General features: G+C 62.0%; 18 protein-coding genes. 10 read left to right on the top strand and 8 right to left on the bottom strand.

Annotated features, from left to right (window positions below; genetic code table 11):
• Window positions 1-100: 100 nt before the first annotated feature.
• From I1M21_RS09465 to I1M21_RS09455, 3 genes are read right to left on the bottom strand one after another with little or no spacing between them, the layout of a single operon-like run.
• Window positions 101-1,396 (bottom strand): sensor histidine kinase, encoded by a 1,296-nt coding sequence (locus tag I1M21_RS09465; RefSeq protein ID WP_195193363.1) that lies wholly within the window; start codon window positions 1,394-1,396, stop codon window positions 101-103.
• The gene (locus tag I1M21_RS09460) at window positions 1,380-2,165 is read right to left on the bottom strand and encodes a response regulator transcription factor (RefSeq protein ID WP_195193362.1); all 786 of its coding nucleotides are present in this window, start codon (window positions 2,163-2,165) and stop codon (window positions 1,380-1,382) included. The genes I1M21_RS09465 and I1M21_RS09460 overlap by 17 nt, the downstream gene beginning before the upstream one ends.
• Window positions 2,166-2,183: 18 nt before the next feature.
• On the bottom strand, window positions 2,184-2,726 hold the full coding sequence (locus I1M21_RS09455) for a UBA domain-containing protein (protein WP_195193361.1): 543 nt from the start codon (window positions 2,724-2,726) through the stop codon (window positions 2,184-2,186).
• A gap of 358 nt (window positions 2,727-3,084) precedes the next feature.
• On the opposite strand from I1M21_RS09455, the gene I1M21_RS09450 reads away from it, so the two are divergent.
• Together I1M21_RS09450 and I1M21_RS09445 are read left to right on the top strand one after the other, a co-directional pair.
• Window positions 3,085-3,324, top strand: a complete 240-nt coding sequence (locus I1M21_RS09450) for a hypothetical protein (RefSeq protein WP_195193360.1) — start codon at window positions 3,085-3,087, stop codon at window positions 3,322-3,324.
• 85 nt (window positions 3,325-3,409) lie between these two features.
• Entirely contained in the window at window positions 3,410-4,135 is a 726-nt protein-coding gene (locus I1M21_RS09445) for a metallophosphoesterase (RefSeq protein ID WP_195193359.1), read from the top strand.
• A 15-nt stretch (window positions 4,136-4,150) separates the two neighbouring features.
• Here the strand turns inward: I1M21_RS09445 and gluQRS are convergent, their stop codons facing one another.
• A complete protein-coding gene (gluQRS, locus tag I1M21_RS09440; RefSeq protein WP_267471405.1) occupies window positions 4,151-5,170 on the bottom strand; it encodes a tRNA glutamyl-Q(34) synthetase GluQRS in 1,020 nt (339 codons plus the stop codon).
• 509 nt (window positions 5,171-5,679) lie between these two features.
• Between gluQRS and I1M21_RS09435 the strand changes: the two genes are divergently transcribed.
• Complete coding sequence (locus I1M21_RS09435; RefSeq protein WP_195193358.1) at window positions 5,680-7,623, top strand: DUF2207 domain-containing protein; 1,944 nt, start codon at window positions 5,680-5,682, stop codon at window positions 7,621-7,623.
• Between the two features lie 138 nt (window positions 7,624-7,761).
• Here I1M21_RS09435 and I1M21_RS09430 read toward each other — a convergent pair whose 3' ends face one another.
• Complete coding sequence (locus I1M21_RS09430; protein ID WP_148332653.1) at window positions 7,762-8,403, bottom strand: GNAT family N-acetyltransferase; 642 nt, start codon at window positions 8,401-8,403, stop codon at window positions 7,762-7,764.
• A gap of 277 nt (window positions 8,404-8,680) precedes the next feature.
• On the opposite strand from I1M21_RS09430, the gene purH reads away from it, so the two are divergent.
• From purH to I1M21_RS09410, 4 genes are all read left to right on the top strand, one after another.
• Complete coding sequence (purH, locus tag I1M21_RS09425; protein WP_195193357.1) at window positions 8,681-10,288, top strand: bifunctional phosphoribosylaminoimidazolecarboxamide formyltransferase/IMP cyclohydrolase; 1,608 nt, start codon at window positions 8,681-8,683, stop codon at window positions 10,286-10,288.
• An 81-nt stretch (window positions 10,289-10,369) separates the two neighbouring features.
• The gene (locus tag I1M21_RS09420; RefSeq protein WP_195193356.1) at window positions 10,370-11,101 is read left to right on the top strand and encodes a hypothetical protein; all 732 of its coding nucleotides are present in this window, start codon (window positions 10,370-10,372) and stop codon (window positions 11,099-11,101) included.
• A gap of 178 nt (window positions 11,102-11,279) precedes the next feature.
• On the top strand, window positions 11,280-11,951 hold the full coding sequence (locus I1M21_RS09415) for a response regulator transcription factor (RefSeq protein ID WP_195193355.1): 672 nt from the start codon (window positions 11,280-11,282) through the stop codon (window positions 11,949-11,951).
• A gap of 9 nt (window positions 11,952-11,960) precedes the next feature.
• Entirely contained in the window at window positions 11,961-13,004 is a 1,044-nt protein-coding gene (locus I1M21_RS09410) for a sensor histidine kinase (RefSeq protein WP_195193354.1), read from the top strand.
• A 224-nt stretch (window positions 13,005-13,228) separates the two neighbouring features.
• Here the strand turns inward: I1M21_RS09410 and I1M21_RS09405 are convergent, their stop codons facing one another.
• Complete coding sequence (locus I1M21_RS09405; protein ID WP_055285548.1) at window positions 13,229-13,666, bottom strand: universal stress protein; 438 nt, start codon at window positions 13,664-13,666, stop codon at window positions 13,229-13,231.
• 249 nt (window positions 13,667-13,915) lie between these two features.
• Between I1M21_RS09405 and I1M21_RS09400 the strand changes: the two genes are divergently transcribed.
• Window positions 13,916-14,896: an undecaprenyl-diphosphate phosphatase gene (locus I1M21_RS09400; RefSeq protein ID WP_195193353.1), complete on the top strand. Its 981-nt coding sequence runs from the start codon at window positions 13,916-13,918 to the stop codon at window positions 14,894-14,896.
• Between the two features lie 85 nt (window positions 14,897-14,981).
• Here I1M21_RS09400 and I1M21_RS09395 read toward each other — a convergent pair whose 3' ends face one another.
• On the bottom strand, window positions 14,982-16,142 hold the full coding sequence (locus I1M21_RS09395) for an ATP-binding protein (RefSeq protein WP_195193352.1): 1,161 nt from the start codon (window positions 16,140-16,142) through the stop codon (window positions 14,982-14,984).
• 151 nt (window positions 16,143-16,293) lie between these two features.
• Here I1M21_RS09395 and I1M21_RS09390 point away from each other — a divergent pair, with 151 nt between their 5' ends.
• The gene (locus I1M21_RS09390; protein WP_195193351.1) at window positions 16,294-16,524 is read left to right on the top strand and encodes a hypothetical protein; all 231 of its coding nucleotides are present in this window, start codon (window positions 16,294-16,296) and stop codon (window positions 16,522-16,524) included.
• On the opposite strand, the gene I1M21_RS09385 is transcribed toward I1M21_RS09390, so the two are convergent.
• Entirely contained in the window at window positions 16,509-17,273 is a 765-nt protein-coding gene (locus tag I1M21_RS09385) for a ChbG/HpnK family deacetylase (RefSeq protein WP_195193350.1), read from the bottom strand. The two genes, I1M21_RS09390 and I1M21_RS09385, sit on opposite strands and share 16 nt — an antisense overlap.
• A 246-nt stretch (window positions 17,274-17,519) precedes the next feature.
• On the opposite strand from I1M21_RS09385, the gene I1M21_RS09380 reads away from it, so the two are divergent.
• Window positions 17,520-20,420 (top strand): ATP-dependent helicase, encoded by a 2,901-nt coding sequence (locus tag I1M21_RS09380; protein WP_195193349.1) that lies wholly within the window; start codon window positions 17,520-17,522, stop codon window positions 20,418-20,420.
• The last annotated feature ends 391 nt before the right edge of the window (window positions 20,421-20,811 follow it).

Here is a 20,811-nt window from a genome sequence, read left to right as displayed (position 1 = left end):
CCGGGCCCGCGCCTTTAGACGCGAGCCCGGGGCCCGTGGGTTATACCCTAAGAGCAAACCACCCTTTTTAAGGGTGGTTCTGATTATGCCGAGGGGCTTTCTACCGCGGCAGGCGAATCGTAAAGCGGCTGCCGACGCCCTCGACCGAGGTCACGCCGATGACGCCGCCATGGCTATCGACGATCCACTTGGCAATGGCAAGCCCCAGACCCGAGCCCTGCGCGCCGGCATCGCGTGCGTTGTCGGCGCGGTAGAATCGTTCAAACGCGTGAGCTGCGGATTCCTGGTTCATGCCGATGCCCTCGTCCTCAACGCTTATGTCGATCGTGCCCGCGCCCGCATCCGGCGTCACGCCAAACGAGATGGATGTGCCCGCGCCCGAATACTTGGCGGCGTTCTGCACGATCACGCGTAGGGCTTGCTTTACGAGTGCCACGTCGACGGGCGCGTCGCAGCGCGGGTCGCCGGCAAATGCAGCGTCAAAAGCCAGTCGATACGTGTGCGCGGCATCGATCATCTGCGATTCCTCGCATACCTCGCTGACCAGTGCGGCCAGGTTGGTATTCGCGCGCCGCAGGACCGTGCGCCCGGCATCGCCGCGTGCCAAAAACAACAGCTGTTCCACGAGCTCCTGCATGTGCTCGCTTTCGGCCTTGAGGGATGCGATGGATTCCGTCAGCACGTCCGGATCGTTTTTGCCCCAGCGGTCGAGCATGTTTACGTAGCCCTGAATCACCGCGATGGGCGTGCGCAGCTCGTGACTCGCGTCGTTGACAAAACGCATCTGCTGTAGCTTGGCCTCTTGCATCTGGCGCAGTAGGCGGTTGAGCGCGACCTCGATGCTTGCCAGGTCGGCGTCGCCGGTGGTGACGCTCGGCGAGTCGACGCTTGCGCGCTCGATGGCCTGCTCCAGCGTTTCCATCTTGCCGCCGGCGAGTTGCATGCGGCCGAGCTCGTCCACGCGCAAGGCCAGGTCGTTGAGCGGCGCCATGGTACGGCGCACACGGCGGGCGCCGCCGAGCATGTTGAGCACGCTGATGACCTGCCAACCCACAACGACAAGGTAGAGAGGCCATAGCGCGACGAGGTCCTGCGCGAGGGGGAAGGTCTTGGTGGTACGCGCAAGCTCGACGGTATAGGTGAGCGTGGCCGGGTCCCAGCCGCGTGCGGGCGTCAGCGACATGCCGTGAACGGTGGCGCCGGGAATCCAGCCTGCGGTAAACGCGCTGTCGGGCAGCGTCTGGTTGTATCCATAGACGAGGATCGCAGCCGCAATCACCATCAGCAGCAGATCGAGCCAGACGTAGCTCATCAGGCGGCGCCACATATAGCCCCAGTTGATGGCGCGGGCGATGGAGGTGACGCGCTTGGCCTCGGCGTTACGCACGGCAGACATAGCCCACCCCGCGCACGGTCTGGATGATGCGGGCGCCACCGGCGTCCTCGATCTTGGCGCGCAGGTGCGCGATATGTACGTCGACGTTGTTGGTGTCGCCTACGTATTCGTAGCCCAGCGCTTCACGCGCGATGCGCTCGCGCGTGAGCACAGTCTCGGCATGCGCCATAAGCAGGGCGAGAACGTCGAACTCGCGGGCAGTCAGCACGATGGGCGAGCCGCCGACCGTGACTTCGCGGCGGTTGGGGTCGAGCGCAACCGAGCCCACGGCGAGCGTGGCGGGGGAGGGCAAGGCGGAAGCTTGGGCCGAGTCGCTGACCGGGGGTATCGCAGCGGCGTCTCCGCCCGCACCGGCTGCCATGCCCGTCCCGGCGCCGGCGCCGCCAACGCCCGAAGCCGCCCGCACGGCCTCCGAGCGCTTCAACGCCACGCGGATCCGTGCGAACAGCTCCTCAATCGCAAACGGCTTGGTCAGGTAATCGTCGGCGCCGGCATCGAGCCCGGCCACCTTGTCCATCACGGCATCGCGCGCGGTGACCATGATCACCGGTACATCCTTGTGCTTGCGGACGCGTCGCAGCACCTCCATGCCGTTGAGCTGCGGCAACAGCACATCGAGCAGAATCAGATCGTAGTTGCGCTCCAGCGCCAGGTCCACGGCGGTGCGGCCGTCGGCGGCGTGCTCCACCTGGTAGCCCTCGTGCTCCAGCTCGAGCGTCACAAAGCGGGCGATTTTCTCCTCGTCCTCCACAATCAGGATTCGTGCCATACGTGCCCCCGTCTGCGATTACTTGTCGTCGTTCAGATTCTGTTTGATGCCGTCTGCGGCGTCGGCGGCGTGGTCCATGAGGTTGTTGATGCTGCCGGGCACGTCGCCGTCGCTATCGATGCGGTAGCGCATGCCAAAGAACAGGCCAATCAGCATCAGCCAAATCGTGGCGCCCCAGGCAAACAGGGCGATGATGGGAATCAGGATGGGGATGTTGAGGACGATCGCATCGCGGCGCGTGGCGATAAACTTGGTGTCCAGGCTCAGGCGGAAGAGCTTTTTGAGGTACTCCCACACGCTGTCCATCTTCTTGGAGAAGTCGGTCTTTTCGCTCGACTTTTCGTAGGCGGCCTGCGCGGCGACCATCTCGGCCGAGGGTTCATCGACCGGCGCGGACTCGGTGGCGGCGTGCGCCGACGTGGTCTGGGTCTTGCCCTGCGACTCAAGCCAAATGATGGCATCCAGAACGTTGCCGTCGGTGGCGTCGAGCGCGGCCTTGGCGTCGGTGTAGCTCACGTTGCACTTGGTGCGGATGGTTTCAACTTTTTCGAGGTCGTCCATGACCTGTCCTTTCGTTCGATGGGCGCGGCGCCGGGCGATCTGCCCGGGCGCGAGCGTTGCGTTCGGCGGCCTGCGTCGCGCGGCGCCGCCCCGCCCTTGGTCGAACTCTATAGTGCAGGTTATAGATTAAGCGATTCTTGAGCCAAGATTAATGTTGGATGAGTTTTTGCGCGGCGGTGGGAAAAGTATTAGACCTCGATAGCGGGGGATGGGGTGCCTGTGCAAAACGGCGTCAAGGGTTGGTCGAGTGGGCGGTTTCCCCATGGATGTCCGCACGACATGTGACACTTACCCTGCCGTCCTGCTCTGCCGCGGCGGCATGTACCCAAACAACGGTCCTCTAAGGAGTTCGATATTGATGAGTGATAACACCAAGCATCTCGCAAAGAAGTGCGTCAAGGACGCGGGACCGTGCCTCGCACTGTGTTTTGCCGGCGCAGCGGTCGCGCTGCTGGCCGTTCTGGGGCCATTCGACGTGCTTCGCAGCGCAAGCTCTCTGCATGTTTGCATTGCCCTCGCTGGCGCCATGGCGACCGGCGGCGTGTTCGATCTGATTTTTTGGGTGCTCGACCCGTTTGGATGGAAGAACGAGGGGTAAGCCCTAAGAGATGGAAGGGCTGGAACGGTTGGCCTAGTGATCGTGCAGAATGCGGGCTAGCGACTTACAGGGAAGTGGTAATCCGATGACGGTCTATGTGACGGGCGATATTCACGGCGGCCTCGACATGCAAAAGCTGCGCGACTGGGATCTTGGGGATAGTTTGACGAGCGACGACTATCTGATTGTCGCGGGCGACTTTGGCTTTCCGTGGGATTTCTCTGCCGAGGAATGTGCCGATATCGCCTGGCTGGAATCGCGTTCCTATACCGTGCTGTTCGTCGACGGCAATCACGAGCGTTTCGATCACTGGGCGGAGCGTCCCATGGAGTTGTGGCACGGTGGGCTGACGCAGCGCCTGTCGGATACCTCCCCCATACGGCGCCTGACGCGCGGCGAGGTTTTTGAGTTCGACGGCTCAACGATCTTTACCATGGGCGGCGCCACGAGCGTGGACAAGGAGTACCGCATTCCGTATTCCAGCTGGTGGCCGCAGGAGCTGCCGGACGAGCGCATCTTTGAGGAGGCGCGGGCAAAGCTCGAGAGCATGGGCTGGAAGGTCGACTACGTGATCACCCACACCTGCTCTACGCGCATGCTTTCGCCCACGCTTTATCCGGCACCCGGCTGGAATTGCCCCACGGTTGATCGACTTACGGCATTTTTCGATGAGCTGGAAGATCGCATGGACTACAAACGCTGGTATTACGGGCATTTTCATCGTGATGCAAACCCTGCCGAGCGCCACACCGTGCTCTATGACTGCATCGTTCGCCTGGGCGACGAACTCCAGCCCTGGGATGTTGCGTAGGGGCGGGGTGACTGGTTACTCGACCGTTACAGTGATGTTTTCCCGATGCGCGCGGATGACGTCCCAGCTAAAGTGCTCGACCAACTGCTTGGCAGAGCGCGGCGTGGTGTCCGGCGCGATGCCCGTTTGACCGGCGAGCCAGCCCAGCAGTGCCTCGGGTGTGCCAAAGCGGGCGCGTAGTTCGCCTAGGTCCAGATCGCGGTCGCGCTTGGAAAGGCGGCGGCCGTCCGGCGACATGAGCAGCGGAATGTGCGCGTAGTGCGGCGTGGGCAGTCCCAACAGGTGCTGCAGATAGATCTGGCGCGGCGTGGACCCCAGCAGGTCGCATCCGCGCACGACCTCGGTGACGCCCATGGCGGCGTCGTCGACCACCACGGCTAGCTGATAGGCAAAAACGCCGTCGCTGCGGCGGACCAAAAAGTCGCCGCACTCGGTGGCGAGCGCCTCGCATTGAGCCCCGTACGTGCGGTCCACGAATTCGATCACGTCGTCTGCGAGGTCATCTACGGTGGGCACGCGCAGGCGCGTGGCCGGAGCGCGCAGGGCACTGCGGCGGGCGATTTCTTCGGCAGAAAGGCCTCTGCAGGCGCCGCGGTAGATGGGCGTGCCGTCGCTGGCGTGCGGCGCACTCGCGGCGTGGAGTTCGGCGCGCGTGCAAAAGCAGGGATAGGTGAGGCCGGCGTCTTGTAGCTGGTGCAAGGCGCTCTCGTACAGGTCAAGGCGATCGTGCTGGTAGTAGGGGCCTTCGTCCCACTCGAGCCCTAGCCAGGCCAGGTCGTCAATCAGTTGAGCGGCAAGTTCCGGGCGCTTGCAGCGATCGTCTAGGTCCTCGATGCGCAACACGATGCTGCCGCTCTGGCTGCGGGCCGAAAGCCACGCGCACAGGCAGCTGAACACGTTGCCCAGGTGCATGCGGCCCGAGGGCGACGGGGCAAAACGGCCCACGACGGGCGCGAGGGCGGGGGCGAGCTTGCTGTTGGGCGCCGTCGACGTGGCCACAGTGGGCGTTGTTATGTTGCGTGCGTTGATATCCATGCGGACGAGTATAGCGCGGGGCGCGGTGGGGGAGACGCTGCCGTGGCCTGCAAGTTGCCGAGGCCGCGCGTTGCGCGTGCCGGACCACCGGCTCGACAGCTCGATCGCCGCCCGCCCGCCCAACCCCTCAAACGACAGAAACCCCGGCAGCTCTTCGCAACTGCCGGGGTTTCCGCGGAAAAGGGGGACATGATCCTCAAGCGAACGGCAAAGGGGCAAACCGTTTTCGCTCAACTGCTTTATGCCCCTTGCTCGCGGACTCAATCAGTGCGCGTCGCGGCAACACAAAGCCGCTACACCTGTGACGGAGCTATGAAGTGGTATCTATTGCCGGAGCGGGCTATGCCAAGGAGTGTCCCAGATTGCCGGCAGATAAGGAACGTGCCCAGGTGCCGGCCGCGGGCGTGACTTTCGTCCCGTTTGATACTCCGCTGGCCTAGATGTTTGTCATGTGTGCCCGCAAACGTGGGACAATGGCGATGTTGGTTTTACAGACAAAGGATGTGCCTATGAACGCCCCCGTTGCCAATGCCTGCCGGCAGCGCCGCTTGTTTGCGCGATTCGTTTCTGCCTGCGCGTTTGTCGCGTTTGCGTTGCTGCTGCTTCCCGCCGCCGCGTGCGCCGACGGCTACTCCATGACCCAAACCTATATCAGTGCCACGGTTGAGGCCGATGGATCGCTGACCGTTGTCGAGGGACGCCAGTTTGATTTCGACGACGACATCAACGGCGTGTTTTGGGAGATCAATACGGGCACCAACCAGCAGGGCGGCACAGCGGGCGTCGACGTGCTGAGTGTCGAGGAAGAGGACACCGCGTTTAATAAAGTCGATAGCGCGAACAAGGGCGACTCTGGCGTCTACACGGTCGAGCAGACCGGTGACGGCGTAAGGATTAAGGTGTTCAGCCCCCACGAGAGCGGTGACAGCGCGATCTATTACGTGAGCTACACCATGACCGGTGCGGTTATGAACTGGTCCGATACCGCCGAGCTCTACTGGAAGTTTGTGGGTGACGGCTGGTCTGCGGATTCCGACGATGTCGAGATGGAAGTGCGCTTCGCAAATGCCGCTGCCGGGACGGCGGCCGTCAAGGGCGATAACTTCCGCGCATGGGGCCACGGCCCGCTGACGGGCGATGTATCGCTCGATGCGGACGAACCCATGGTCACCTATACCATTCCCTGCGTGCATCAGGGCGAATTCGCCGAGGCACGCATCGCCTTCCCTAGCGACTGGGTGCCGCAGCTTGCCGCTTCGGGCGAAGAGCGCATGTCAACGATCCTGAGCGAAGAGAAGGAATGGGCCGACGAAGCTAACGCCCGCCGCGCTCACGCTCGCATGATTGCCAATGCACTTGCCGTGCTAAGTGTTGTTGCGGCGGTGGCCTTCACCGGCACAATCGTTATGCTCAAGCTGCGCAAGCGCAAGCCCAAGCCGCTTTTCCAGGACGAATATTTCCGCGATGTGCCTTCGGCCGACCATCCCGCCGTGCTTTCGGCCCTCATGAGCTGGAACGAGGTGCCCGATCAGGCATATATCGCCACGCTCATGAAGCTCACTGACGACCGTGTGATCAAGCTGGAGCAGGCGACCGTGACCAAGGCCAAGAAGGGTCTGTTGGGGCGTGAAAAAGAAGAGCAGACGTATCGCGTGACGGTGAGTGATGCGGGCTGGAAGTCGGCCAAGGGCATTGACCACATGGTGCTCAAGGTTTTCTTTGCCGGTGCTAAGCCTGACGAGAACGGCGATCGCTCGCGCACGTTCGACGAGCTGCAGCACTACGTCAAGCAGCACGCTACACCCGTGGGCGACAAGCTCGAGGACTATCAGAACACCGTTAAGGGCAAGCTGGCCGATAGCGAGTACGTTGCCTCGGACGGCATTGTTGCAATGGTGTTTTGCCTGGTTCTTGGTATCCTGATTGCCTTTGTTCCCGTGGGATCCATCTTCTTTACCGATGGCGCACAGGCGAACATTACCGCCGCGGTTATCTCGGTGCCGATTGTGCTGGTGGGTATCGGCGTGGGCCTTACGTTCCGCCGCTTTACGCCGGAGGGCGCCGAGGTGGCGGCTCGCTGCAAGGCGCTTAAGCATTGGCTCGAGGACTTCACGCGTCTAAAGGAAGCCGTCCCCGGCGATCTGGTCCTGTGGAATAAACTTCTGGTGATGGGTGCGGCGCTTGGCGTTTCGAAGGAAGTCCTGCGTCAGCTTGCCGAGGCTGTTCCTCCCGAGGTGCGCGAGGCCGACGGTTTCTACGACAATTATCCCTGCTACTGGTGGTACTACCATAACTACGGAAACCAGTCCCCGCTCGATTCGTTCGATGACGTGTATCACGAGAGCATCCGTGAGCTGGCTTCGAGTTCCGATAGCTCGAGCGGCGGCGGTGGCGGCGGCTTCTCGGGCGGCGGAGGCGGCGGCGTCGGCGGAGGCGGCGGCGGAACGTTCTAACGGTCGTAAATCATGGGATGGGCTTTTCTCGACAGCCGTCGGGGAAGCCCATCCCATTTTTATGCGCTACCCACGAAGGCTGTCTCCAACGACTAGTCACCGGGAACGTTCCTAAATGGCTAAGTATGGCTGCCAGGTTTAGGCTGTTAGGTCGAGTTCGTAGAGGAAGCTTTCGCGCGGCATGTCGTGGCGGCGCTCTTCGCGGTTGGCGCGGTGCGTGGCCGTGCGCTTAAAGCCGTGCAGCTCGTAGAACTTCCACGAGCAGTTGGAGTCGGTGTACAGGTGCGCCCTCGTCGCTCCAAGCGAGGATAGGTGCGAGACCGCGGCATCGAGCAGAACCGTGCCAACGCCCAGGCCATGGACATCGCGATCCACGGCAAGCAGCGTGACCTCGTTGTCGTGCGGCAACGGGCTGCTCTCGAGCAGGCGGTTGTTGGTTCGGATGGTTGCGCGCACAAACGAGAGATACTCGGCGCAGGCATCGGGCTCTAGCTCACGCATCTGCGATAGCAGCGCGCGTTCGGTATCCATCCAATGCTCGTTGATAGTGACGCCGGAGTTCTGTCCTGCGCGTGCAAGTGCAATGCCGCGCGCCTCGCCGTCAATCACCGCAACCTGTGAAAACGTCGACGACGAAAGGCAGTAGGCGAGGTCGCACGCGGCCTCAAGGCGGTTGTACTCATCGTTATCCGAATTGTTATGCCAAAGCTGCTGCAGAATCAGCGCGATGGCGTCGAAGTCTTCGGTATCAAACGGTCGGTAGAGAACCCGCGAGACCATGGTGCCTCTTTCTTTCGCGGATGCATATCGAGCACAGTTCTACCACGCCATTGGCATCAAATTATGGTGCCCCTGTGTTCCATGAACTCACCGTGCCCAGTGCCGTGCCCATCCCCTCCGCTCGCAAACTTTTTCTGCACATGCGCCCGTTGCGGGGTGCATCGATGCGCTCGATGCGCTACATTAAATCAGTATTTTCAATGCCGCTGCGCGAGCGCTGCAGATCGACGTATCACCGACTCACAGAGCACGGCGGCGTACCAGACAGGAGGACTGCATGGGATCTGATGTGAAGATCGCACGCGCGTTGATCTCGGTTACCGATAAGACGGGCGTCGTCGATTTCGCACGGACGCTGGTTGACGACTTTGGCGTCGAGATCATCTCTACGGGCGGCACGGCTCGTGCCATCGAGGACGCGGGCGTTCCCGTAACCCCCATCGAGGAGTTCACGGGCTATCCCGAGATGATGGACGGCCGCGTCAAGACGCTGCATCCCAAGGTTCACGGCGCACTGCTTGCCCGCCGCGATTCCGAGCAGCACATGCAGGAGGCCGCTCAGCACGGCATTAAGCTGATCGACCTGGTCGTCGTCAACCTGTACGAGTTCGAGAAGACCGTCGCCAACCCCGAGGTCACCTTCGCGGATGCCATCGAGCACATCGATATCGGTGGCCCCTCCATGCTGCGCTCTGCTGCCAAGAACGCCGCGAGCGTTACCGTCATTTCCGACCCGGCTGACTATGACGCCGTCCTGGCCGAGATGCGCGAGACCGGTGGCTGCACCACGCTTTCCACCCGTCGCCGCCTGCAGGTGAAGGTCTACCAGACCACCGCCGCCTACGACACGGCCATCTCCCGTTGGCTTGCCGCCCAGGCAAGCGACGTGGCGGACACCTCTGCCAAGCTCGAGGTCTCGCTGGAGAAGGTCGACGACCTGCGCTATGGCGAGAACCCGCAGCAGAAGGCCACGGTCTATCGCTTTGCCGAGGGCTGCGAGAACACCGCGAGCTCGCAGTTCCCGCTCGTGGGCTCCGAGCAGATCCAGGGCAAGCCGCTCAGCTACAACAACTATCTGGACGCCGACGCCGCCTGGAACCTGGTCCGCGAGTTCGACGAGCCGGCCTGCGTGATCCTCAAGCACCAGAATCCCTGCGGTTCCGCCGTTGCCGAGGACATCACGGCCGCCTACGACCGCGCCTTCGCCTGCGATCCCAAGAGCGCCTTCGGCGGCATCATCGCCTGCAACCGCGAGGTTCCCTATGAGCTGGTTGAGCACTTTGCCGATCAGAACAAGCAGTTCGTCGAGGTTATCATCGCCCCGAGCTATACCGCCGAGGCGCTCGAGCGCATGGCCAAGCGCCCCAACCTGCGCGTGCTGGCGACCGGCGGCGTGGACCACGGCGCTCAGGTGGAGCTACGCTCCATCGACGGCGGCATGCTGGTGCAGGAAGTCGACCACGTGACTGAGGATCCCGCGACCTTTACGTTCCCCACCGACCGCAAGCCCACCGACGCCGAGATGGCCGAGCTCGAGTTTGCCTGGAAGGTCTGCAAGGGCGTCAAGTCCAACGCCATCCTGGTCTCCAAGGGCAAGGCCGGCATTGGCATGGGCCCGGGTCAGCCCAATCGCGTTGACTCTGCGCTGCTTGCCTGCGAGCGCGCCGAGGACTTCTGCGAGCGCGAGGGTGTGGAGAAGGGCGGCTTTGCCTGCGCAAGCGACGCATTCTTCCCGTTCCGCGACAACGTCGACGTGCTTGCCGAGCATGGTGTGACCTGCATCATTCAGCCCGGCGGCTCCAAGCGCGACGACGAGAGCATCCAGGCCTGCAACGAGCATGGTATTGCGATGGTGTTTACGGGCGCCCGCCACTTTAGGCACTAAGTTTCGCCCCGGGACAAAATAATCTCTGCAAAAGACGGCTGCTCCGTTTGGAGGGCCGTCTTTTTGGTATAAGAGGACGGAATGACTAACACGAAAGGTATGACCATGCCCCAGATTGATGATGCCGAGCTGTTTGGCAATGCCGAGGATCAGCGCGCGTACGAGGACTTTTGCGCCAATCAGGAGGCGGTCGAGAAGTTCACGCTCGACAAGCCCGCGCTCATCTGCCGTTGGCGCATGTCCAACAAAAAGGTGCCCATGCTCAACCGTCACATCCGCGCGCTGTCTGAGCGCCTGGTGCAGGGCGAACCACTTACCCATAACATGCTCAGCTGGGCCAAGCAGCACGTTGAGTGGTCACTTGCCGAGGGCGACTACACCGCCCGCGACGGCGTGCTCATGCTGGTGATCGATATCAACGGCAACGCCGCCATGACGGTGGGGGAGTACGAGCCGCTGGCCGACACGTCGGCCAAGGCGCTGCGTGCCCGTTCTGCCGAGGCTCGCTCCGAGGCCGACGAGACCGGCGTGGCGCCCGAGCTGCTCGCTGCCGTCAACAACGGCGAGCTTGCCTTTGTGGCGCCGGCGGACGAGTGCCTGTGCGGCACGGCGACGCTCATCGAACAGCTGGCCCAGACCAAGGGCATCTCGGTCACGCGCGTAGATATTCCCGCGCAGCTTAAGGGCGCGCTGTTCCTAGTGAGCGACGAGCACGGCGTGGTCCCCGCAACCGAGACGGACGCCGCCGAGGCCGACGCCGCCACGGTCGCCTTCTTCGCCGAAGGCTACGAAAAGCTCCGTGCCCGCCGCTAAATGATTTTTCTGGGACGGGGATTAAGAATCATGTTGGTCCCCGCCACCGCTGCGAGTGCGAGGCGGACAAAACGCCCCCGCTCGCGAACAGTTCTGTCACCTTGGTACCGCGCGCGGTGCACACCTGCAGTTTCGCGGCCATAATGGTGGCAAGACAACCAAGAGGGGAGCGGAATCCATGGCGCTAATCTATATCGTTGAGGACGACGAGCCCATCCGTCGCGAGCTTGCCGATATCCTTGCCCGTGCCGGTTTTGAGGTTGAGGCCTGCGAATCGTTCGAGCACGTTTCGCGCGATATTCTCGCTGCCGCGCCCGACCTGGTGCTGCTCGACCTCACGCTTCCCGTCAAGGACGGCCAGCATATCTGCCACGAGGTTCGCCGCGAATCCGAGGTTCCCATCATCGTCCTCACGTCGCGCACGACCGAGATCGACGAGGTCATGGCCATGACGCTCGGCGCGGACGACTTTGTTCCCAAGCCCTACAGCGCCCGTGTGCTCGTGGCGCGCATCAATGCCTTGCTGCGTCGCACTGCGGCGGCAGGCGAGCGCAGTACGCTCGTCCACAAGGGACTGGAGCTTGACCTCGCCCGCTCCATGGTCACCAATACGGCAACCGGCGACAGTACCGAGCTCACCAAAAACGAGCTGCGTATCCTCTCGCTGCTCTTGGGTCGCGCGGGCAAGATCGTCTCGCGTCCGGCCATCATGCAGGACCTGTGGGACTCCGATGCCTTCGTGGACGACAACACGCTTACCGTTAACATCAACCGCCTGCGCACCACGCTCGAAAAAATCGGCATCAAGGGGTATTTGACGACGCACCGCGGCCAAGGCTATTCGGTCTAGGGGCCGGCTATGTCGTTTGCCAAGTTCTTTAAAGATGCGCTGCTTCCCGTCGCCGTGTGGACGTGCGGCGTGCTGCTGAGCTGCTTTGTGCTGACGGTCGCCGGCGCACCCGTTTCTATCGTGGTCGTGGCGGTTGGCGTGTCCTTTATTTTCGGTATGCTCGGCATCGTGATCGAGTACGCTCGCCGTCGCCGTTTTCTGCGCCAGTTGGAGCGCGCGGCAGAGGAACTCGAGAGTCCCGCATGGGTGCAGGAGATGGTGCAATGCCCGACCTATGCCGAGGGCGAGCTTGAGTACGAGGTCTTGCGCCGGGTGGGCAAAGCTGCCTGCGACGAGGTTGCCGAAGGCCGGCGCCAGACCGATGATTATCGCGACTATATCGAAAGCTGGGTCCACGAGGCCAAGCTGCCCTTGGCGGCGGCCCATCTAATATTGGAAAACCTGGACGGCAGCGAAGACGACCTGTCGCGTGTGGATGACCTGGGCCGTGAGTTGGCTCGCGTGGAGCGCTATATCGACCAGGCGCTGTACTACGCGCGCTCGGAAGTCGTGGAGCGCGACTACCTGATTCGCCGCTGGGATCTCAAGACCTTGGTGACGGGCGCGATCAAAGCCAACGCGCGCGAGCTCATCGCGGCACACGTGGCGCCGGTGTGCGAAGACCTCGACTTTGAGGTGTTTACCGACGAGAAGTGGCTCGAGTTTATTCTGGGCCAGCTCATTCAGAACAGCATTAAATACGCGCGCGAGGACGGTGCGAAGATCGTGTTTTCGGGAGCGTTGCTGGACGAGGGCCTGGCAAGCGAGCGCATCGAGCTTACCGTCGCGGACAACGGCTGCGGCGTGTGTGCGGCAGACCTGCCGCGCGTGTTCGAGAAGGGTTTTACCGGCGACAACGGCCGCACCACCAAGCGCGCAACGGGCATCGGCCTCTACCTGGTGGCGCGCCTGTGCTCCAAGATGGGCATCGACGTCACCGCAGCATCCGAGCCCGGCGAAGGCTTCGTCGTTACATTCGCTTTTTCAACGAACAAGTTCCAATATTTCGAGTAACGCCCGCGGCAGACGTCCGCCCAAACGAAACGTGCCGCCCCAAACAAAAACGTGCCGCCCCAATCGGGGCGGCACGCCATCTTTCTTATCAGCCAACTCGTTGAAGTAAGGCTGCGAAGGCCGCGGGGCCGGGAGGGGTTTCCTAAGGGCACATCCCGCAGCCGCAACGCGGCGAGGACGTGCCCGTGGAAACCCCGCAGGCCCCGCGGCCGGTGGGAGCAACGCTACTTCACGACCAAGATGTCGCAGTCCGTATTGCGCAGCAGGAACGTCGAAATCGAGCCCAGTAGCGCGTACTTAATTGAGGACAGGCCGCGGGCGCCGCAGAGCACCAGATCGGGCTTGACCACGTCGAGCATCTCATCTTTGAGCGTCTCACGAATGCGGCCGGTGCGAATCATGACCTCGACCTCGGGAATGTCGGGATTGGCCTTGGCCTCCTCGAGCTGCTTGGCGATGGAGTTGTTAAAGGCCTCCTCCAAGCCGTTGACCAGGTCGACCGGATAGGAACCGGCGCTCTCGAGCGCGGTGGAGTCGATGACGTGGCCGATGATCAGCTTAGCGCCGTTGTTCGCGGCGACCTTGATGGCGCGTGCGAGAACAAAATCCTGCTGCTCAGTACCGTCGAGTGAAACAAATACCTTGGTGTAGCCCTCGTTCATGGTTTCCTCCTTGGTCTATCGCACGGGCGCGGGGCTCGTGCGTCGGGCGGGCGCGGGTGCGTTGGCCGCCGGACACTTTATCTTGTTGCAGTTATACCCAAGGATTTCGGTTTGACCGCTCGCAATTCTGTGAACGGGCGAGTTTTTTGGTAAGGGCAGGCGCGGTCGCACCGCCAACGGTTGATAATGGGACCTCGCCCGCATCGTCCGCAGAACATCTACCGGCGGGTGTCTAACGAGGGGGTCCCTTTGGATATCATCGAGCTTCTAAAATCTGCCTTCATGGGCCTGGTCGAGGGCATCACCGAATGGCTGCCCGTTTCGTCGACCGGTCACATGATCTTGGTGGACGAGTTCGTCAAGATGAACGTGAGCGAGACGTTCTGGAATATGTTCCTGGTCGTGATTCAGCTTGGCGCCATTTTGGCCGTCTGCGTCCTGTTCTTCTACGACCTCAACCCGTTTTCTCCCAGCAAGGGCAAGGAGGGCCGTCGCGACACCTGGGTGCTGTGGGGCAAGATTGTGCTCGGCTGCATTCCCGCCGCGGCGATCGGTCTGCCGCTCAACGACTGGATGGAGGAGCATTTCTACAATGCTCCCGTCGTGGCGCTGGCGCTCATTGTGTACGGCGTACTGTTTATCGTGATTGAGAACTGGCGCGCGAGCAAGCGCGAGGAAATGGCCGTTGCCGGTTCGTTTGGTTCTCGTGCTGTGGTGTCGGGTGGACGTCCCGCCGGTGCGCACTTTGCGGCGCCCGCCGCGGCTATCGCTGAGGATGAGGACGATGACGATAGCCTGGACTTTGGCTCCATCACTACGCTCGAGGATCTGAGCTGGAAGACCGCGCTGGGTATCGGTTGTTTCCAGGTGCTTTCGCTGATTCCGGGCACATCGCGCTCCGGCTCCACCATCATCGGCGGCCTGCTTTTGGGCTGCACGCGTTCGGTGGCGTCCAAGTTTACGTTCTTCCTGGCCATCCCTGTCATGTTTGGCGCAAGTGCGCTCAAGCTGGTCAAGTACTTCATCAAGGGCGGCACGTTCGGCACCAACGAGATCGCCATCTTGGGCGTGGGCTGCGTTGTGGCCTTTGTGGTTTCGCTCATCGCCATCAAGTGGCTTATGGGCTTCGTCCGCCGTCACGACTTTAAGTGTTTCGGCGTCTATCGCATTGTCCTGGGCATCGTAGTGCTCGCATACTTCTTTGTCCTGGAGCCCATGCTCGGCCTCTAACTTAGTTGACGCTGCGCGGCGGCCAGGGCGACAACTTGTCATTCAAAAGGCAAGACGTGGCCAAAAGGCCTATGCCTTGCCTTTTTCATGCCTGTGCGAGCCATGTCCTCGCTGGAATCACCTTAATGCCGCCGGTTTCGTACGCATCTTGCACGCGTAGCACGACGGCGCGATTGCCCTGCGGAATGCCGATTTCTTCCCCTATCCTTATGACGTTTCGGGCGTACTTGTCGTGATAGGTTTCGGAAGCCTTGATCTCGATTGCCCAAGGGCTCGAGACATCGGTCAAGTCGAGCAGATCGACCTCGATCTTGCTGTCATCTCGGTAGAAACATAGATTGGGGTTGACCCCGTGATTGAGATGGCGCTTTGCTGTTTCGGCGATTATGAGATTCTCGAAGACCATGCCCAGGGAGTCTCCGTTCAGAAGGCTTTCCTTGCTGGCGATGCCCAGTAGGTGGCACAGGAGTCCGGAGTCGTAGAAATAGAGCTTGGGCGTCTTGGTCAGTCGCTTCCTGACGTTTGCATGGTACGGCCTGAGCATGAACACCACGTAGCTCGACTCCAACATGGACAGCCATGCCTTGGCAGTGACGCTCGAGACGCCGGCATCGCTCGCCAGTCTCGAGATGTTCAGGAGATTTCCCGCGTTACGCGCGCAGAGGGAGAGGAACGTTCTGAAAGCTGACAGGTTGCGAACATCGAGGTAGCCTGAGATGTCGCGCTCAAGGTAGGTGTTGATGTAACCGGAATAGTAGATGCGCTCCGGTACATCGACATCGTAGAGCCGCGGATAGCCGCCTCGAACCATGTAGTCCTCGATTTCCGGGGCTATACCCCCCTTCTCTAGTTCCGCATACGAGAGCGGGAGGAGTTTGAGTAGGCCGACGCGTCCTGCGAGGGACTGCGTTATTCCCTTGAGCAACAGGAAGTTCTGAGAGCCCGATAGAATGAACTGTCCGGTGGAGCCGCGCTCGTCGGAGACGACCTGAATCATCGAGAAGAGTTCGGGCGCTTGTTGCGCCTCGTCGATGATGAGGGGCGTTGGCGCATTTCGAATGAACCCGACCGGATCTTCCCGTGCACGGTCGCCCTGCTGTGGGTCTTCGAGATTGACGTAGGCATAGTCGGGGAAGGCGGCTCGCACGAGGGTGGACTTTCCGCTCTGTCGAGGACCCGTTATCGAGACGATCGGGAACCATCCCGCCATCTGTTTCAGCAATCCCTCAAGTTGGCGAGGAATCATGGGCGATCACCTCCGCATGAATAGAGTGAACCATATGTGTCAACTAGAAAATACCACGATTGACAAGTAGAAAGTACCATAATTGATAAGTAGTACTGACCATAATTGCTAAGTAGGACGGACCATAATTAATAAGGTGCGCTCGGACAGCATGTTCGGCATCCTGACCATCCTGAGCTACCTGTTGGAACGCATCGCCCCCGAGACGGGCTGGCGTGCGCGCCTGCTCGAGCTGCTGGACAGGCTCGACGCCGACGAGCTGCGTCGCATGGGATTTGCCGACGGCTGGCAGGAGTGCCCGCTCTGGAAGCAGCATCTGCCCGCTGTAGGGGCGTCTGAGGGCGATTGGGCGGGGGACCGAGGTCGCTACAGGTCGCGATAATCGATGAGGCGCAGGTCGTCCTGTTCCTCAAGCCAGGCGCGCAGCTCGGGGTCGATAAGCGCGTCGACCTCCTTGGTGCGGTTGGCGGTGAGCGATGAAGTCTCAAGAATAAAGCGGTCGAGATATCCGGGGTGGCAGACGAACACGACCGTCTCGTTGGCACCCATCTCGCGCACGGTCTGCTTGATGGACTCGGCGGGCTCATATCCCGGTTCCATCGAGCGCATCACCATGCGAACCGGCGCGTTCCCGCAGGTCACGGTTGCGGTCGGATCGAACGAGGCAATCTGGTGGCGGAACCCGTGTGCAGTGACGACATCCGCAATGGCGCGGTTCAGGTTGCCAGACAGCACCGCGTGCGCCTCAAAGTAATCCGGCTCGCGGCCAACGACCTCGAGGAACCGCGCAAGCTGAGCCTCGATCTCAATAACCGCCTCGTCGTAGTGCACGAAGTCGATGCCCTCTTTCCACGAGGTGCGGTACTCGCGGCTGGAACGAAAACATCCGTCCGGCCCAAGTAGGCTGCTCACGCGCGTCGGATCGGCGCATGGACGGCCAAGGCAAACGTTGGTGTGCTGGCCCACGGCGATATCGGAATCGGCGACCCAGGACCAACCGCGTGCCGTCTCGGGCATGTTGGGCATGACGCCCACGGAACGCACCAGTCCCTCGTTGACCGAACGGGCGATACCCAGGTTGACGGCGTACGAGTAGCCGATGTCGTCGGCGCGAATCAAAAGCTGCTTCACGGCGATCTCCCTTCAACAGCGGTGCCGCGCAAGCACTCGACCCGCGCGGCAAGCGTCAATCTATATAGTAGGCCTATGCCTGAGTCTGTGCAGCGGCGGTGGCGTCCGCATTGTCAAGCGTTATTTCTACCATTTCTACCCCGTCCCCAAATGGCTGGCGGTGCGTCCGCGCGGCTCGGTATACTGGTACGGCTCAAACTATGGCGCTGCCCGCAGGCGCGCCGTCCGTCAGATGAGGAGTCGCCCATGACCCAGCCGCTGCCCTGGGAAAAAAACACCGCGGTACCCGTGCCGCCCGCACCGGAGCCCGTGCCGCTCGATGCGTACGCCGCCCCTGCCGCGCCGGAACCTGAGCTCGTCCCGCTCGACATCTACGACGCCTCGGCGCCGGCGCCCAAGTCCGCCAAGCCGCTCGTCGATATCGATAGTCTCAATCCCGCCCAACGCGAGGCGGTTCTAACCACCGAGGGTCCACTGCTGGTGCTTGCCGGCGCCGGCTCGGGTAAGACTCGCGTCCTGACCTTCCGCATCGCGCACATGCTCGGCGACCTGGGCGTCAAGCCCTGGCAGGTCCTGGCCATCACGTTTACCAACAAGGCCGCTGCCGAGATGCGCGAGCGCCTGGCGGCGCTTATTCCCAGCGGTACCCGCGGCATGTGGGTGTGCACCTTCCACGCCATGTGCGTGCGCATGCTGCGCGAGGACGCCGACCTGCTGGGCTACACCGGCCAGTTCACCATCTATGACGACGATGATTCCAAACGTATGGTGCGCGACATTATGCAGGCGCTCGGCATCGAGCAAAAGCAGTTCCCCATCAACATGATCCGCAGCAAGATCAGCTCGGCCAAAAATGCCATGATCGGTCCCGAGGACATGCTCAAATCCGCCGACAGCCCCAACGACAAAAAGGCCGCGCAGGTCTACCTAGAGCTGGAGCGCCGCCTGCGCGCCGCCAACGCGATGGACTTTGACGACCTGCTCGTGCGCGCGCTCGAGCTGCTGCGCACCCGCCCCGAGGTGCTCGAAAAGTACCAAGAGCGCTTCCGCTACATTAGCGTCGACGAGTATCAGGACACCAACCACGTCCAGTACGAGATCGCCAACCTGCTGGCCGCTAAGTACCAAAACCTCATGGTCGTGGGCGACGATGACCAGTCCATTTACAGCTGGCGTGGCGCCGACATCACCAATATCCTGGACTTTGAGAAGGATTTTAAAAACTGCAAGACCGTCAAGCTGGAGCAGAACTACCGCTCCACGGGTCATATCCTCAACGCCGCCAACGCCGTGGTGCGCCACAACTCGCAGCGCAAGGACAAGCGCCTGTTTACGGCCGAGGGCGATGGCGAGAAGATCCAGGCCTTCCAGGCGAGCGACGAGCGCGATGAGGGCCGCTGGATTGCCGGCGAGATCGAGAAGCTGCATGCCAAGGGCACGAGCTACGACGACATCGCCGTGTTCTATCGCACCAACGCCCAATCGCGTATTCTCGAAGATATGTTCCTGCGCGCGGGCGTGCCCTACAAGATCGTGGGCGGCACGCGATTCTTCGACCGCGCCGAGATCCGCGACGTCATGGCCTACCTCAAGATGATCGTGAACCCGGCCGACGAGATGAGCGTCAAGCGCGTCATCAACACGCCGCGCCGCGGCATCGGCTCCACCTCGATTCAAAAGATCGAGCAGCTGGCGCGCGACAACCGCTGCTCGTTCTTCCAGGCCTGCGAGATCGCGTGTGCCGAGACGGGCATGTTTAGCGCCAAGGTGCGCAACGGCCTGTCGAGCTTTGTGGCGCTGGTGCGCGAGGGTCGCCGTATGGACGGCGAGCTCAAGGATGTCGTCGAGATGATTGTCGACAAGACGGGCCTGCTGCAGGCGTTTCGCGCCGAGGGCACCATGGAGTCCGAGAGCCGCGCCGAGAACATTCAGGAATTCCTGGGCGTCGCCGCCGAATTTGAGGAGACGCACGAGGATATCGAGGGCACGCTCGAGAGCTTGGAAGAGCTGCGCGCGGCTGGCGTGGCCGACGTGCCTGATGCCGCCGAGCCCGAGCCCGTCGTGGTGAGTGCGCCCGCGCCCGAGCCGGGGCCGTCCGCACCGGCATCCTCGTTTGAAGCGCTCGTCGGTGCGCGCGATGCCGCAGGTTCCAATCCGCTCGATAGCCTGGCCGCCCCGGCACTCTCGCCGCAGGATGCCCTGGCCGCCGCCATCGCGGGCAACGCCTATGCCGCGCCGACGGAGATGCCGGCGGGCGCCGTGCATGCCGACGAGATCGAGCGCACCTACGGTCCGCTCACCTGCAAGGCACTGCCGGCGCTTATGGAGTGGCTGGCCTTGCGCTCGGACCTGGATTCCCTGGCCGGCGAGACGCATGCCATCACCATGATGACTATCCACTCCGCCAAGGGCTTGGAGTTCCCGGCGGTTTTTGTGGCGGGCATGGAGGAGGGCATCTTCCCCCACGTGCACGATTTTGGCGGCAGCGACGATCCGGGCAAGCTCGAGGAAGAGCGCCGCTTGGCCTACGTCGCCATCACGCGTGCCCGCAAGCGTCTGTTCCTGACCTATGCCGCCACGCGCCGCACCTACGGTTCGACCTCGGCCAATCCTCGTTCGCGCTTTCTCAACGAGATTCCGTTTGAGGATATCGAGTTTAGCGGTATCGGCTCTGCCGGTTTTGAGGGCACGGGCTGGGAGAAGCGCGGTGACCGTCGAGGCACCTTTGGCTCGGGCATGGGCTCGGACATGTACGGCGGCAAGGTATTCGGCTCGCATACGCGCTCGACGGGCGGTTCCGCCTCGCGTGGCGGATCGAGCTTCGACGACTTCTTTGGCGGCAGTAGCTACGGTACCGAGCGCCATCGCGGGGTGTCGCCTGATGCCGGCCGCGTGGCCTCGACCTTTGGATCGGGTGCGCCGCGACCCAAGAAGTCCACGTCCAAGGTGTCGCCGACGGTGGAGCGCAAGGTCGATCGCGCCAGCGCATCGCAGGACTTTGCCGCGGGCGATACCGTGAGCCACAAGACCTTTGGCACGGGTACCGTGATCTCGGTCGCCGGAGACATGATCGAGGTTCAATTCGAAAAGACCGGCCAGACCAAAAAGCTAATGAAAGGCTTCGCGCCGATCGTTAAGCTGTCGTAATCCCGGCGGACCTGGGCGGGCGTATGGGGCAACATCGCCTGCTCGGGCAGTCCTGCGCAAGACGGAGGCCACATTAAGTGGCCTCCTTTGCGTGCGGAACTCGCGACCGATGTTGCCCCATACGCCCGCCCAGGTCCTTAGATAACGTTGCTTGCGAACGTCGCTCTGCTCGTTCGTCTTTTTGGTCTGGAGAGCCGGGTGGGCTGATATATAGATACGAGTAGGGGCTCCTCCGTTAATGAACGGGGGAGCCCCTTGTTGCTTTTTGATTGTCGTTACTAGCCAGAGGCTCGCCGGGACGGGGCGCGGGGTTTGGTCGATCGCGAGTTCCGCACGAGCCGGAGAGCACTTAATGTGCTCTCCGTGCGAGCAGGACTGTCCGAGCAGGCGA

Origin of the sequence: Collinsella aerofaciens (assembly GCF_015546965.1) — a bacterium.
GTDB lineage: Bacteria > Actinomycetota > Coriobacteriia > Coriobacteriales > Coriobacteriaceae > Collinsella > Collinsella aerofaciens_X.
This window is presented reverse-complemented; position numbering and strand designations above follow the sequence as displayed.

Excerpts from the sequence above, each read along its gene's own strand:
- I1M21_RS09395 (WP_195193352.1), bottom strand. The coding sequence starts at position 16,142 with ATGATTCCTCGCCAACTTGAGGGATTGCTGAAACAGATGGCGGGATGG.
- I1M21_RS09465 (WP_195193363.1), bottom strand. The coding sequence starts at position 1,396 with ATGTCTGCCGTGCGTAACGCCGAGGCCAAGCGCGTCACCTCCATCGCC.
- I1M21_RS09445 (WP_195193359.1), top strand. The coding sequence starts at position 3,410 with ATGACGGTCTATGTGACGGGCGATATTCACGGCGGCCTCGACATGCAA.
- I1M21_RS09415 (WP_195193355.1), top strand. The coding sequence starts at position 11,280 with ATGGCGCTAATCTATATCGTTGAGGACGACGAGCCCATCCGTCGCGAG.
- I1M21_RS09420 (WP_195193356.1), top strand. The coding sequence starts at position 10,370 with ATGACTAACACGAAAGGTATGACCATGCCCCAGATTGATGATGCCGAG.
- I1M21_RS09450 (WP_195193360.1), top strand. The coding sequence starts at position 3,085 with ATGAGTGATAACACCAAGCATCTCGCAAAGAAGTGCGTCAAGGACGCG.
- I1M21_RS09460 (WP_195193362.1), bottom strand. The coding sequence starts at position 2,165 with ATGGCACGAATCCTGATTGTGGAGGACGAGGAGAAAATCGCCCGCTTT.
- I1M21_RS09390 (WP_195193351.1), top strand. The coding sequence starts at position 16,294 with ATGTTCGGCATCCTGACCATCCTGAGCTACCTGTTGGAACGCATCGCC.
- I1M21_RS09380 (WP_195193349.1), top strand. The coding sequence starts at position 17,520 with ATGACCCAGCCGCTGCCCTGGGAAAAAAACACCGCGGTACCCGTGCCG.
- purH (WP_195193357.1), top strand. The coding sequence starts at position 8,681 with ATGGGATCTGATGTGAAGATCGCACGCGCGTTGATCTCGGTTACCGAT.
- I1M21_RS09405 (WP_055285548.1), bottom strand. The coding sequence starts at position 13,666 with ATGAACGAGGGCTACACCAAGGTATTTGTTTCACTCGACGGTACTGAG.
- I1M21_RS09430 (WP_148332653.1), bottom strand. The coding sequence starts at position 8,403 with ATGGTCTCGCGGGTTCTCTACCGACCGTTTGATACCGAAGACTTCGAC.
- I1M21_RS09455 (WP_195193361.1), bottom strand. The coding sequence starts at position 2,726 with ATGGACGACCTCGAAAAAGTTGAAACCATCCGCACCAAGTGCAACGTG.
- I1M21_RS09410 (WP_195193354.1), top strand. The coding sequence starts at position 11,961 with ATGTCGTTTGCCAAGTTCTTTAAAGATGCGCTGCTTCCCGTCGCCGTG.
- gluQRS (WP_267471405.1), bottom strand. The coding sequence starts at position 5,170 with ATGGATATCAACGCACGCAACATAACAACGCCCACTGTGGCCACGTCG.
- I1M21_RS09435 (WP_195193358.1), top strand. The coding sequence starts at position 5,680 with ATGAACGCCCCCGTTGCCAATGCCTGCCGGCAGCGCCGCTTGTTTGCG.